This is a genomic window from Corynebacterium gallinarum, assembly GCF_014837045.1.
In the GTDB taxonomy this organism is placed as follows: Bacteria; Actinomycetota; Actinomycetes; order Mycobacteriales; family Mycobacteriaceae; genus Corynebacterium; species Corynebacterium gallinarum.
In genome coordinates this window covers 1-12,769 of record NZ_JACSPR010000003.1, presented here as the reverse complement: position 1 = coordinate 12,769, position 12,769 = coordinate 1, and the positions used below count along the sequence as shown (strand labels likewise).

The following is a 12,769-nucleotide window of genomic DNA, read 5'->3' as shown; positions in this document are numbered from 1 at the left end:
GGCCAGGGAGTAACGCCACACACAAGGAGCCGACCTCGATGGACCAGAAGGTGATCACAGACCGGGTGTCACCGGCTGACACGGAACTCGTTGCCAACGATTTCATCAACGCCATCGGAGGTCGGCTCGGCCGTTTCGCGAAGGTGGGCACCCAGCGATTCTGGACCCCCCTCCGCGTTCTCATTACCACCTCCCTGGTCTTCCTGGCGGTGGGTTTCCTCACCAAGGCTAACTGCATCCAGGGCGGGCGGGCTGAGGACGGAACCCTCAGTCTGAACTGGTCCGGCAACCGCCAGTACACCTCCGCCTGTTATAACGACATCGTTCCCCTCTACGGGGCGCGCGGATTGGACTCCCCCGGTTTCCCCTATGCCTACTCGTGGCAGGAGGGTGACCTCACCCGGTACATGGAATACCCCGTGCTGGGAGGCATCTTCCAGTGGATAGCCGCCACCATCACCCGATTCCTCTACCCGCTCGTGGAGGCACTACCCTTCAACTCCCTCCCCGAGGCCGGCTTCTACTTCATCATCACCGCCCTGGGATTGGCGTTCTTCTGGGTGCTGGTCATCCGCATGATGGTGGAACTCACCGGCAACCGGGTGTGGGACACCGTCCTGGTGGCGGCCTCCCCCCTGGTCGCCGTCCACGCATTCACCAACTGGGACACCCCCTCCATTGCAGCGGTTGTCGGTGCACTGCTCGCGGTCAAACGCGGTAACCCGGTGTGGGCAGGTGTGCTCATCGGCCTGGGCACCGCCTTCAAACTGTGGCCCCTCTACCTGCTCGGTGCCTTCCTCGTGCTGGGTGTGCGCAGCGGCAAGCTGAAGGAGTTCTTCTCCATGCTCGGCGCGGCCGTGGTGAGCTGGCTCGTGGTCAACGTTCCCGTGATGATTGCCTACCCCAACGCCTGGTACGAGTTCATCCGCCTCAACGAGACCCGTGGTGCGGAATGGACCACGATCTACCAGATCCTCGACCGCAACCTGCCGTTCCCGATCAACAATCCCGAGGCCCTCAACACCATTAGTTTCCTGTTGTTCGCGGCCACCTGCCTGGCCATCGCCATCTTCGGACTGAAGGTGCAGCGACGCCCCCGGGTGGCGGAACTCGCGTTCCTGATCGTCGCTGCCTTCCTCCTTGTCAACAAGGTCTGGAGCCCCCAGTACTCCCTCTGGCTGGTACCCCTGGCGGTGCTCGCACTCCCCCGCTGGCGTCTCCTCTTCCCCTGGATGGTGGTGGATGCCATGGTGTGGCCGATACTGATGTGGCACATGCTGGGTACCGAGAACATGGGAATCCCGAGCGGTCTGCTGGACATCGTCCTGATCACCCGCGACGGATTCATCATTGCCATGGTCGTCATGGTCATTCGCCAGATGATGGGACGTATCCCCGATCCCGTCCTGGATGCGCATGGCGGGAAGGATCCCCTCGTTGGGGTGTTCGGGGACACGGATACGTTCACGCTGGCCGGAAAGCGGCCAGCGGAGCGTCGAAAAGCACTAGAGAAGCAGTAGAAGGAAAATTAGTGAACGACACCGTTCTGATCATCACCATGGCAAGTGTTTTTGTGGGTTTCCTGTTCTTCGGCGGGGCGTTCGCCAGTTTCATGTACAAGAAACCCCAGCGTCTGATCTGGACGCTGTTCACCATCGCCATCGTGCTGATCACCGTCATCCCGGTGGGCATCGCCGTCTTCTGGGGCACCACCCTGTCCTGATGCGCGCCGGGTCGCAGCAGGCATCCCCGTGGGCACCGAATTACATCGAGGGCTGTGGGGAACTGCCGGGAGCTGTCGGGAACCAGGGTGCCGTTGTGGTCGTTGAGTGAGTAGTATCACATCACGAGCGAATATGGTGAAAGGACAGGCCCACGTGAATACTTCATCCTCCTTCTCGGGAATCCTCGCGGTTTCTGCGCTGACACTCGCCGGTATGACCACCGGTACCGCCCAGCATTCAGCTCAGGCCAAGTAACTGCTGGGCTACACCGGGTCATGCCAGGTGGCGCGGAGGTGTCGCGAAGGTCACCTGGATTCCCCGCGGCGGGGAATCGACATTCGGTGTCTGCTGGTGTACCTTGAATAGGTTGCTGACGCAACGACCCTCCTGCTACGCCACAAGGGCGTGGCCGAAAACAATTACTAGACCATAGGAGGTGATGAGGTCCGTGCGTCAATACGAACTCATGATCATTCTCGATCCTTCTCAGGATGAGCGCACCGTTGCCCCGTCCCTGGATAAGTTCCTCGAGGTTGTCCGCAAGGACAAGGGCGATGTTGTGAAGGTTGATGTCTGGGGCAAGCGCCGTCTGGCCTACCCGATCAACAAGAAGGAAGAGGGCATCTACGCCGTCGTCGATCTCAAGTGCGAGTCTGCAACCGTGCTCGAGCTCGATCGTGTTCTGAACCTGAACGATGGTGTCCTGCGCACCAAGGTTCTGCGACTCGACAAGTAAAGAACGCTACAAAGCTCTAGAGAGGTAGTTGAAGGACATGGCACAGGGAGATACAAACATCACCGTCGTGGGCAACCTGGTTGCCGACCCGGAGTTGCGCTTCACCCCATCGGGTGCAGCAGTCGCTAACTTCCGTATCGCCTCCACCCCACGGACGTTCAACAGGACGACCAACCAGTGGGAAGATGGAGAAGGCCTGTTCCTCACCTGCAATGTCTGGCGCGAAGCCGCTGAAAATGTGGCTGAATCACTGACGAAGGGCATGCGCGTCATCGTGCAGGGCCGTCTCCGTCAGCGCTCCTACGAAACCCGTGAGGGCGAGAAGCGCACCATCTTCGAGGTTGAGGTCGACGAGGTCGGCCCTTCCCTGAAGTACGCCAAGGCCGAGGTCACCCGTATTCCACGCGGTGGCGGCCAGGGCGGCCAGGGTGGCGGCTTCGGCGGCAACCAGGGCGGTGGCTTCGGAGGCCAGGGCGGCAACCAGGGTGCAAACCCGGGCGGCGGTCAGGGTGGATTCGGTCAGAACACCGGTGGTTTCGGCGGACAGCAGGGCAACCAGGGCGGTTTCGGTGGTGGCCAGGGTGCAAACCCAGGCGGCAACCAGGGCCAGTCCGGTAACAACTTCAACCAGGGTGGTTTCGGTGGTGGCGGCAATCAGGCTGCAGCCCCGGACAATGATCCCTGGAATTCCGCACCACCCGCCGGCAGCGGCGGATTCGGTGGCGCGGACGATGAGCCCCCGTTCTAAACTTTTCTTCTTTTCCAACATCACACTTTTTAAAAACCACGAAAGGCAGGGATCATGAAGCTGATCCTCACCGCCGCCGTTGAGAACCTCGGTGTCGCTGGCGACATCGTCGAGGTCAAGGACGGCTACGGACGTAACCTGCTGCTCCCGCGTGGCCTGGCCATTCCGGCTACCCCGGGCGCTGAGAAGCAGATCGAGGGCATCAAGCGTGCCCAGGAGGCTCGCTCAATCCGCGACCTCGACCATGCTCGCGAAGTCAAGACTCAGCTGGAGGCCCTCGAGGGCGTCAAGGTTGCAGTCCGCACCTCCGAGAGCGGTAAGCTGTTCGGTTCTGTCAAGGCTGACGACATCGTCGACGCAGTCAAGGCAGCCGGCGGCCCGAACCTGGACAAGCGTGCCATCGTTCTCCCGAAGAACCTGGTCAAGACCACAGGTAAGTACCAGGTAGAAGCAAAGATTCATGAGGGCATTGTGTCCCGCGTGAAGTTTGAGGTCGTCGCCGCGTAACGACAACGCGCATGCGACGGCGGTGCCCCTCACCTTGAGGTGAGCACCCAACGACAACAGCATTTTTCAACCCCACACCAAACAGCAGGTGTGGGGTTGAAATCTTTCTCCATGCAGGCGTGGGTCGCCCGCCGTCGGTTCCTCACCCGAGCTCGCCGGAGCTTATCGGAGCTTGTCGACGCCCCTCTGTCACCCAGGAAAATCCACCCCGGTGGGCCCACTCATCCGGGCCTTCCCGGCCTGTCTGTCAGTGGCTCGGAATGAGCGCGCGATGAGGTTATCCCGAGCCTGTGGATAACTGTGGGCAATTGTGGATAGTTCACCGGTTGTTAGCGGATGTGAAAACCCCTGCACAGGCGTGGTGAATGGGTTTTCGAACCCGGATAAGCGCAGGTGGGGAGAGTTATCCACCGCATCACCACAGTTATCCACAGGGCGACACTCCGCACTGAGCTGCAGGGATAGTGGTTTTCCCCACTCCTGGGAGGGAGTTGTCCACAAGTTATCCACAGGCCGGAGGGCCAAATGTGGGTAACTTGTAGAAATTGGGGAAAACTGGGGGGACGACAACAACCGTTAACCCATTGTTTTGTGGATAAATCCTGTGGGAAACCGTGCAGCCGGTAGATATCCGGGGTGTGGGAGTGGTAGCTCACAACCACACGGGGATGAGACTTCGGGGCAGCCCGGGGGAAATGACTAGAGGACCGAAAAACACTAGAGTTAAGCAGGCTAAGAGAAAGGGGATCAGCGATGTCAGCTGATGTATCAGCCAGTTTCGACGATGACTTTGTTCCCCCACCGGAGCCGGGTGATGATGTGGCACCGGAGAGTACGGATTTCCCCACGCGCGCCTTCGCGGATGTGGATTTCGCCGCGGCACCCGGTGCCGGGTCCGGCGGTGGTTTCAACCGTGGCGGTCGGGACGGTGGTGACAGCCGTGACGGTCGATCCTTCAACAAGGGGCCGGGCCGTGGTGGTCGGGACCGTGACGCCGGTTCGCGGGAGTACCGTGATTTCAGGTCCCCGCCCTACGACAATGACGCCGAGATGGGCGTGCTGGGTGCGATGCTGCTCAGCCCCAATACCGTCATTGACATCCTTGATGTCCTGACCCCGGATGATTTCTACCGTCCGGCGCACCAGCTGATCTTCCAGGCGATCATCGATCTGTTCAGTGATAACAAGGACATCGACCCGGTGATCGTCTCGGGCCGCCTCGATCGCACCAATGATCTGGAGCGTGTCGGTGGTGGTGCGTATCTGCACACCCTCATCCAGTCGGTGCCCACCGCGGCCAATGCCCGTTACTATGCGGAGATCGTCTCGGAGAAGGCGGTCCTGCGCCGGCTGGTCGATGCCGGCACCCGCGTGGTGCAGCTGGGTTATGAGGGCGATGATGGTGCAGAGATCGACGCGGTCATCGACCGTGCCCAGCAGGAGGTCTTCGCGGTCTCCCAGAAGAACCAGTCCGAGGATTATGCGGTGCTGGCTGACATCCTGGGTGACACCATGGAGGAGCTGGAGCAACTGTCCACCGATGGTGGCCTGGCGGCGGGCATCCCGACCGGTTTCAAGGATCTGGATGACCTGACCAATGGTCTGCGTGGTGGCCAGATGGTCATCGTCGCGGCGCGTCCGGGTGTGGGTAAGTCCACGCTGGCCCTGGATTTCATGCGGTCGGCCTCGATCCGCAATGACCTGGCCTCGGCCATCTTCTCCCTGGAAATGTCGAAATCCGAGATCGTCATGCGTCTGCTGTCCGCGGAGACGGAGATCCGTCTATCGGACATGCGTGGTGGTCGGATGGACGAGGAGGCGTGGGAGAAGATGGTCCAGCGCCTGGATAAGGTGGCCAAGGCCCCGCTGTTCATCGATGATTCCGCGAACCTGACCATGATGGAGATCCGGTCCAAGGCCCGCAAGCTCAAGCAGAAGCATGACCTCAAGCTCATCGTGGTGGACTACCTGCAGCTGATGAGCTCAGGCAAGCGGGTCGAGTCGCGTCAGCAGGAGGTCTCGGAGTTCTCCCGTCAGCTCAAGCTGTTGGCCAAGGAACTGGATGTGCCCGTGATCGCCATCTCCCAGCTCAACCGTGGCCCGGAGTCCCGTACCGATAAGCGCCCGCAGCTCGCCGATCTGCGTGAGTCGGGTTCCCTGGAGCAGGACGCTGATATCGTCATGCTGCTCTACCGTCCCGACTCCCAGGACAAGGATGATGAGCGCGCAGGCGAGGCGGACATCATCCTGGCGAAGCACCGTGGCGGTCCGATCGACACCGTCCAGGTGGCGCATCAGCTCCACTACTCGCGTTTTGTGGATATGGCACGCGGATAAGGCTTCACTAAGAAGCCCAGCTTATGAGAGCGGTGACCGGTAACGGTCACCGTTTCTGCGTTTCCGGGGGGTGTGCTTATCGACGCCTGTGGCCCCCATTACTCCTTCCGGGCGCGCTCGCCGCGGTCACTAACCCTAGCCTAATCTATGTTTGGCAAGCCTTAGCGACCTAGCCTGACCAGCATATATTGGTTATTATGGCCGTATCGTTCACATAGCGATAAGTTGAGACATATCGTTAACTTCTCACTAGTGCGGAGGTCTTCTCCGGGCCGGGGAAAGGGATACGGAATGCGCTTCCAACGACAGCTCAACGCTTCACAACTTAAAAGTGAAACCTATCGAGAGTGTCCACCGGGCCGCCGACATCCCCGCCGGGACCATCAGGGTCACGGCATCGGCAACCCGGGGCGCCGCCCGGGGCGTGGCCGCGGAGGTCGTGCCGGTCGTGGGGATCTGCGCCATGCCATCCTGTGGCTGTTGAGCTCGGAGCCCATGCACGGTTACCAGATCATCACGATCATCACCGAGCGTACCAACGGCAACTGGACACCCAGCCCGGGGGCCATCTATCCGACCCTGTCCATGCTGGAGGATGAGCAGCTGATCACCATCAGCAACCAATCCGGCCGGAAGATGGCCCGTCTGACCGCGGAGGGCGCACAACGCGTCGCCGAGAACGGGGAGACATGGTCCGGCATTCTCGAGGCATACCGCGACCCCGGGTCGCGGGAATCCGGAATCCACAACATCCGGAGCGAGTACTACAAAATCAGGGAGCTGCTCAAGGCAGCTCCCGAAGGTAATGAAGAGAAAATCATCGAGATATTGAGGAAGGCAGCAGATGACATCAAGAACATTCAACCCTGATACCGTGCAGCTGCGCGATGACATCGTGGTCGCCCGTAAGAGCGATGCCACGGTGATCGCGAACCTGCCGCGCAACATCGAGGATTTCGCCGCCCGCGAGAACCGCGGTGTGGTGGGCCAGCTGAAATCCTGGTGGCGCGACGTCACCTCCGCTAATCAGCCAGGGCTTTACCCTTCTGCTCAGGCAGCGTAAACGCCGCCACGGCAGCCAGCGCGAACGCTGAGGCGAACAGCGCGAACAGCAGCACCGGGCCACCCAGGCTGATCACGGGTGGAACAATCAACGGTGCGATGATGGACGCGATGCGTCCGAAACCTGCGGCAGCACCTGTGCCGGTGCCACGCACATCCGTCGGATACAACTCCGGCCCGATGGCGTAGAGGGCACCCCATGCGCCCAGGTTGAAGAACGACAACAGGCAGCCTGCAACGAGGATCTGCCATTCCGCATCAGCCATGCCGTACATGGCGGCAGACACGGCGGAACCGGCCAGGAAGGTCGAGAGAGTCGCCCTGCGACCCCACTTCTCAATGAGCCACGCGGCCGCCGCATAACCCGGCAACTGTGCCAGGGTGATGATCAGCGTGAACTGGAATGACTTGACCAGGGTGAAGCCGTCGGCCACCAGCAGGGACGGGATCCAGATGAAGGCGCCGTAGTAGGACAGGTTGATGCAGAACCACACCACCCAGAGGGCAGCCGTGCGCTTACGCAGGTTCTTGTCCCAGATCGAGTCAGATCCCTCGACCTCCACATCGCGGATCTCCGGAAGGGTGTCCGTGAGGGGCTTGCCCTCCCGCGCGGCCTGTTCCTCGAAGGAGACCACGATGGCCTCTGCCTCCTCGTGACGGCCCTTGCTCTCCAGGAAGCGGACCGACTCCGGCAGGCCGAGGCGGATATAGATGGCGTAGGCGGCGGGTACGCAGCCCAGTGCCAGTGCCCAGCGCCATCCGTTCTCACCGATGGTGACCACGAAGGTGCCGATGATGGCGGCCATGATCCATCCCAGTGCCCAGAAGGCCTCGAGGATGACCACCATGCGGCCACGGATGCGGCGCGGTGAGAACTCGGAGATGAGCGTGGAGGCCACCGGGAGTTCCGCGCCCAGGCCGAGGCCGACGACAAAGCGCAGTGCCATGAGCATGATGAGGGAAACGGACAGGGCGGAGGCCCCGGTGGCGATGCCGTACACCAGCAGGGAGAGGGCGAACACCTGGCGGCGCCCCACCTTGTCGGCGAGCAAACCACCGAAGGTGGCACCCAGCGCCATGCCGACGAAACCGATGGAGCCGAGCAGGGAGGCCTCCGTGGGGGACAGATCCCAGTGGGTGACCAGCGCGGCCATGATGAAGGAGATCAGTCCGACGTCCATGGCGTCCAGGGCCCAGCCGATCCCTGAACCACCGAGGAGCTTCCTGTGTTTTGAGGTGACAGGCAGACGATCCAGCCTGTCATTACGCGTTAGGTTCATACGCGGAAACTCTACTCCGCTTGGGCGGGGGTATCTGGCGTCGATAAGCGCCCCGGCGCACAAAATAACCCCGGTCCGGCTCGGCGTGCGAGTCGGACCGGGGTGGGTCCCGCCATGATGCATGCACCACCCCTTATGTAGGGTGGCTGGCGGGCACGGGACGGCCTGTGGATTCCTGCTTCAGGCGCGAAGGTCAGTGTTCCTGCTGGATCTTATAACCGGCGCGTTCGACGGCGGCGGCGATGGCCTCATCGCTGAAACCCTCACCGGTCACGACGAGGCGGCCGGACTCCAGCTCCACCTCCACACCCTGGGTGCCGGCGACCTCGGCAACTTCCTCCTGGACGGATGCGACGCAGTGCTCGCAGGTCATGCCCTCAACCGAATAATTCTTCGTGCTCATAGAAATCGTCCTTTCTCGATGTGGATCCCTCCGGAACCCGGACCGGCCACCATGCGCACTGTACGATGTCCCTTGAGTCGGATTCAGGCGCGGAGTCTCCCCGGGGCGGGATCCTGACCGCCACGGGAATGTCCGGAACCCACATTTAGTTGATCTATATATACAGACCATACAAAGTTTCAGAAGGAGTTATTACATGGCAACGATTGATGTAACCGAAGACACATTTGAACAGACCGTCACCGGCGAGGGCATCGTCCTTGTTGATGCATGGGCTTCCTGGTGCGGTCCGTGCCGTCAGTTCGCCCCCACCTACGAGAAGGTGTCCGGCGATCACCCGGATGCGGTCTTCGCCAAGCTGGACACCGAGGCGAACCAGAGCCTCGCCGCTGCATTGGAGATCCAGTCCATCCCCACCCTGATGATCTTCCGCGATGGCATCATGGTCTTCCGCGAGGCTGGCACCATGCCAGCCCCCGCCCTGGATGATCTGGTTTCGCAGGTCAAGCAGCTGGACATGGAGGATGTCCGTCGTCAGATCGCCGAGCAGCAGGCCGCCCAGGGCGACGCCTAAGTCACCCCGGTAGTTGAGGGTCAGCCTCTGGTCTGATCCTCCTCCGCGCGCCCCGGTTCCTCCCCGACGCCACCAACCCATATAGGGATTCATGGTGGCAGGGGAGGGATCGGGGCGTTCGTTTTATGTTCCCGGCGGGTGGGCACCTGTGAATTTACGTAGACTCGGGGCCACAACGACACACACGAACTACTCCTGGGAAGTGACTGACAATGGCTAATCCATTCAGCAAGGGCTGGAAGTATCTCATGGCTTCCTTTGACAACAAGATCGACGAGAACGCGGATCCCAAGGTCCAGATCCAGCAGGCCGTCACTGCCGCCAAGCAGCAGCACAATCAGATCATGCAGCAGGCCTCGCAGGTCATCGGCCAGAAGAAGCAGCTGGAGATGAAACTCGACCGCCTGGTCAAGGATCGGGATGCGCTGCAGGACAAGGCCCGTCAGGCCATCCAGCTCGCCGACAAGGCAGCCCAGGATGGCGATGCCACCAAGGCCCAGGAGTTCAACAACACCGCCGAGGTCTTCGCCTCCCAGCTGGTGTCAGTGGAGCAGCAGCTGGAGGAGACCACCGCGCTGCACAACCAGGCCGAGGCCGCCGCTGAGGATGCCACCAAGAAGTCCAAGGAATCCGAGATGCGGCTGAAGGAGCAGCTCTCCCAGATCGATGCCCTGCGTGCGCAGGCGGATCAGGCGCAGATGCAGGAAACCGTCACCCAGTCCATGGATAGCCTCAACCAGTTCGGTGGGAATGATGATTCCGTGCCCACCCTGGATGCGGTGCGTGAGAAGATCGAGCGTCGATACGCCGATGCCCTGGGCGCGCAGGAACTCACCCAGAATTCCGTCAATGACCGCATCGCCGAGATCCAGCAGACCGGCACCGACATGCGTGCCTCGGCCCGCCTCGAGCAGATTCGCGCGGAGGCCGGCCTGGGTTCCGGGGCCGCCGGCCAGCTGGAGAAGGGCACCGGCGAGTCGGTGGAGGACGCCGAGGAGCTTGTCGACGACACCACCGAGGCCCCGGACACCACCGGTGCTCCGGATACTCCTGATGCTCCTGCTGACGGCGCGGAGAACACCGACAAGAAGTAGACAAACACCAAGGCCGTCACCTGATGTGGTTCATCGGGTGACGGCCTTCGTGCTGGGTTGTAGTTAATCGTCGTGGATGTTGAGCAGCACACCGCGGATCCCGGAGTGGAAACCGTCCCGCAGGCTCACCCGCTGGGATTCGGTGAGCGTGTACTCATGGAGCGTCTCACACGCGAACTGCAACAGGGGACGATCAATCTCGGGCGGTAGACCACCGCCGGAGAGCAGATGCGCCTGATCACGCTGCTCTGCGGTGGCGGCATGCTCAAACCACCAGGACGCGTACTGCTGGCCCACGTCATAGGGGGTCTGGAACCCCGCTGATGTCCACACCTCATTGGGGAGCGGAACATAACGGGAGCGCAGCTTGCGCCGGGGAGCCATCATCGAGGGATTCGGGATGGCCTTCGACTTGTTCTGATCAACCTGTTCCTGTACCTCCTCCTCCACCTGGGATGGGGCATCGTCCGCCGGTGGCAGGGGTGGTTCGGCTGGCACGACTGGGTCTGGGGTGCTTGTCGACGGGCCTGGCCTGGGCGTGCCGGGAACTGGTCCTGGCACTGGGCTGGTCACCTGGCTGGGGGCCCGGCCGGGTTTCGGGGGTGAGGCGATGGTCGCCGGGGTGACCGGGGCCTGGGTCAGCTTGGCGGTTGTCTCAGTTGCCTCCGCTTGATCTGACTGTTTGTCGTCTTCTGCAAGTTCCGGGGTGCTGGTCGGTGCCGGGGGTATATCGCCATTCGCATTGGGAACCGGGGTGAGACCGGGTTCCTCCAGTGGTTCCGCATCGCCGATGGGTTTGACGCGCACGGCCGGCGGCACTGGCCCCTCAAGGACCTGCAGCTGCATGCAGTCGGCGAAATCCTCGCGGGGGTCCAGAATGGTGGTGGTGTCACAGCAGTGACGCAGCTGGGAGGACATGGAATCCCAGCCGAAGCCGTAGAGGTGGACGCGGACACCGGCGTTGGCGGCCTCCTGCACACCCGGAATCATGTCGGCATCACCGGAGACGAGCACGATGTCTGAGCACTGGCCCCGCACGCCCGCCAGGACCAGGTCGGCCACCAGGCGGGTGTCGACGGCCTTCTGCGTACGACGCTCTCCCCATTCAATCAGCTGGCCAGCGCGCAGCTGCACACCGTCGCAGGTGCGCAGGGCGCGTTGGTAACGGTGGGGTCCGGAGTCGGGGATCCCGTCGTACCACATCTGTCTCTGTACAGGCTGTTTGAGTTGTTGTTCTATCATCCTTCCTAAAACCCCGACTACCTCGGGGAGGTCGATTTCTAATTGGGCGCGTGCGCCTGTCTCCCAAGAGTTGTAAAAGCTTGCGAGGAGGTACGACGTGTCCACGAATATCTGTGTGCGTTCAAGCATGGCTCCTAATTCCGATTCTGTTGAGTTATAAATCTGTTTACTTAAGCATGCCTTATTCAGTAAATTTGCGTCTATTTGCAGTGGATAAACAGCGGTTGGGTTTTTCAAAGCATGTGAAAGCATGTCGCGGCAGCGGCCGTCAGTGCTTGTGGAGGGCCGGAGACAGATCTAGGGTTAGTTACATGAGTAACCAACCAGTGAGGCGGTTGCGGTGACCGATGGATGAGAACAATGCCCCACTCTTCCGACAGATTGCACTGTTATTAGAAGACACCATCGTGGACGGATCCCTGAAGGTGGGGGAACAGGCCCCCTCGATGAATGAGTTGGCCGGCTTCCACCGGATCAACCCGGCAACCGCCCGCAGGGGACTGTCCCTCCTCATTGATTCCGGCGTTCTTGAGAAGAGGCGGGGTATCGGCATGTTTGTCACCGAAGGGGCGCGCGACCTCATCCTCCAGCGCCGTCAACGGGAATTTGCCGCTACATACGTAGTGCCGCTTGTCGACGAGGCCACCAAGCTCGGCATCTCCCGACAAGGTGTCCAGACCCTGTTTGAACAGGTCGCGGAAAGCAGGGGACTCTATAAATGATGGTCAGAGGCGAAGTGCCTGCTGGTCGGTTCGTCGGTTTAGTGCTGTGAGCTGGTGGTTTGTGGGTTGTCGGTGGGGTGTGTAGATTAATACCAGTCAGCGCGACCGACAACGCCCCATCCAGTCAACTACTGGAGTGTGCGGCGGTAGGACAACAGGTGCTGACCCCAACGACACCATCACATCGAAACCGAAACAGCGTTTTGACTTCGATGAGCACGGTGAGTAACGTTGATCAAGCTGCCAACGAGCACCAACCACCATAAAACGGTTTGTGTTTCAGGTGTGCGAATGTTGTTTGAGAACTCAATAGTGTGCCATTTATTTTTATGTTTGTCGT

The 12,769-nt window shown here is 61.0% G+C and carries 13 protein-coding genes and 2 pseudogenes; 11 read left to right on the top strand and 4 right to left on the bottom strand.

The genetic code is table 11. From position 1 onward, the window contains the following. The first annotated feature begins 38 nt into the window (after positions 1 to 38). The 8 genes from H9627_RS04795 to H9627_RS04760 all read left to right on the top strand — a co-directional run bounded on the left by H9627_RS04795 (position 39) and on the right by H9627_RS04760 (position 7,115). The gene (locus H9627_RS04795; RefSeq protein WP_191732887.1) at positions 39 to 1,520 is read left to right on the top strand and encodes a glycosyltransferase family 87 protein; all 1,482 of its coding nucleotides are present in this window, start codon (positions 39 to 41) and stop codon (positions 1,518 to 1,520) included. 11 nt (positions 1,521 to 1,531) lie between these two features. Beyond that, a complete protein-coding gene (locus H9627_RS04790; protein WP_006768823.1) occupies positions 1,532 to 1,723 on the top strand; it encodes a hypothetical protein in 192 nt (63 codons plus the stop codon). Positions 1,724 to 2,172: 449 nt separating this feature from the next. Further along, on the top strand, positions 2,173 to 2,460 hold the full coding sequence (gene rpsF / locus H9627_RS04785; RefSeq protein WP_191732886.1) for a 30S ribosomal protein S6: 288 nt from the start codon (positions 2,173 to 2,175) through the stop codon (positions 2,458 to 2,460). A 37-nt stretch (positions 2,461 to 2,497) separates the two neighbouring features. Further along, entirely contained in the window at positions 2,498 to 3,208 is a 711-nt protein-coding gene (locus H9627_RS04780; RefSeq protein WP_191732885.1) for a single-stranded DNA-binding protein, read from the top strand. Positions 3,209 to 3,262: 54 nt separating this feature from the next. Continuing rightward, positions 3,263 to 3,715, top strand: coding sequence for a 50S ribosomal protein L9 (gene rplI, locus H9627_RS04775; protein ID WP_191732884.1), 453 nt, complete (start codon positions 3,263 to 3,265; stop codon positions 3,713 to 3,715). Positions 3,716 to 4,468: 753 nt separating this feature from the next. After that, positions 4,469 to 6,052 (top strand): replicative DNA helicase, encoded by a 1,584-nt coding sequence (dnaB, locus tag H9627_RS04770; RefSeq protein WP_191732883.1) that lies wholly within the window; start codon positions 4,469 to 4,471, stop codon positions 6,050 to 6,052. Between the two features lie 291 nt (positions 6,053 to 6,343). Beyond that, positions 6,344 to 6,922: a PadR family transcriptional regulator gene (locus tag H9627_RS04765; protein ID WP_225213505.1), complete on the top strand. Its 579-nt coding sequence runs from the start codon at positions 6,344 to 6,346 to the stop codon at positions 6,920 to 6,922. After that, the gene (locus H9627_RS04760) at positions 6,897 to 7,115 is read left to right on the top strand and encodes a hypothetical protein (protein WP_225213504.1); all 219 of its coding nucleotides are present in this window, start codon (positions 6,897 to 6,899) and stop codon (positions 7,113 to 7,115) included. Before H9627_RS04765 ends, H9627_RS04760 begins: the two co-directional genes overlap by 26 nt. On the opposite strand, the gene H9627_RS04755 is transcribed toward H9627_RS04760, so the two are convergent. Together H9627_RS04755 and H9627_RS04750 are read right to left on the bottom strand one after the other, a co-directional pair. Then, a complete protein-coding gene (locus H9627_RS04755; RefSeq protein ID WP_191732881.1) occupies positions 7,075 to 8,394 on the bottom strand; it encodes an MFS transporter in 1,320 nt (439 codons plus the stop codon). The two genes, H9627_RS04760 and H9627_RS04755, sit on opposite strands and share 41 nt — an antisense overlap. Positions 8,395 to 8,587: 193 nt before the next feature. Beyond that, a complete protein-coding gene (locus H9627_RS04750; RefSeq protein ID WP_191732880.1) occupies positions 8,588 to 8,797 on the bottom strand; it encodes a heavy-metal-associated domain-containing protein in 210 nt (69 codons plus the stop codon). Between the two features lie 196 nt (positions 8,798 to 8,993). On the opposite strand from H9627_RS04750, the gene H9627_RS04745 reads away from it, so the two are divergent. Continuing rightward, positions 8,994 to 9,371, top strand: coding sequence for a thioredoxin family protein (locus H9627_RS04745; RefSeq protein WP_191732879.1), 378 nt, complete (start codon positions 8,994 to 8,996; stop codon positions 9,369 to 9,371). Positions 9,372 to 9,583: 212 nt separating this feature from the next. Next, positions 9,584 to 10,465, top strand: coding sequence for a PspA/IM30 family protein (locus H9627_RS04740; protein ID WP_191732878.1), 882 nt, complete (start codon positions 9,584 to 9,586; stop codon positions 10,463 to 10,465). Positions 10,466 to 10,528: 63 nt separating this feature from the next. Here H9627_RS04740 and H9627_RS14375 read toward each other — a convergent pair. Both H9627_RS14375 and H9627_RS14370 read right to left on the bottom strand, forming a co-directional pair. Next, positions 10,529 to 10,867 (bottom strand): annotated as a pseudogene (locus H9627_RS14375) (NYN domain-containing protein); the annotation flags it as partial. 399 nt (positions 10,868 to 11,266) lie between these two features. Beyond that, positions 11,267 to 11,836: pseudogene (locus H9627_RS14370) on the bottom strand (NYN domain-containing protein); the annotation flags it as partial. 218 nt (positions 11,837 to 12,054) lie between these two features. Between H9627_RS14370 and H9627_RS04730 the strand changes: the two are divergent. Further along, positions 12,055 to 12,429 carry a GntR family transcriptional regulator gene (locus H9627_RS04730; protein ID WP_191732876.1) on the top strand — a complete coding sequence of 125 codons (375 nt, stop codon included), beginning with the start codon at positions 12,055 to 12,057 and terminating at the stop codon, positions 12,427 to 12,429. Positions 12,430 to 12,769 lie beyond the last annotated feature (340 nt).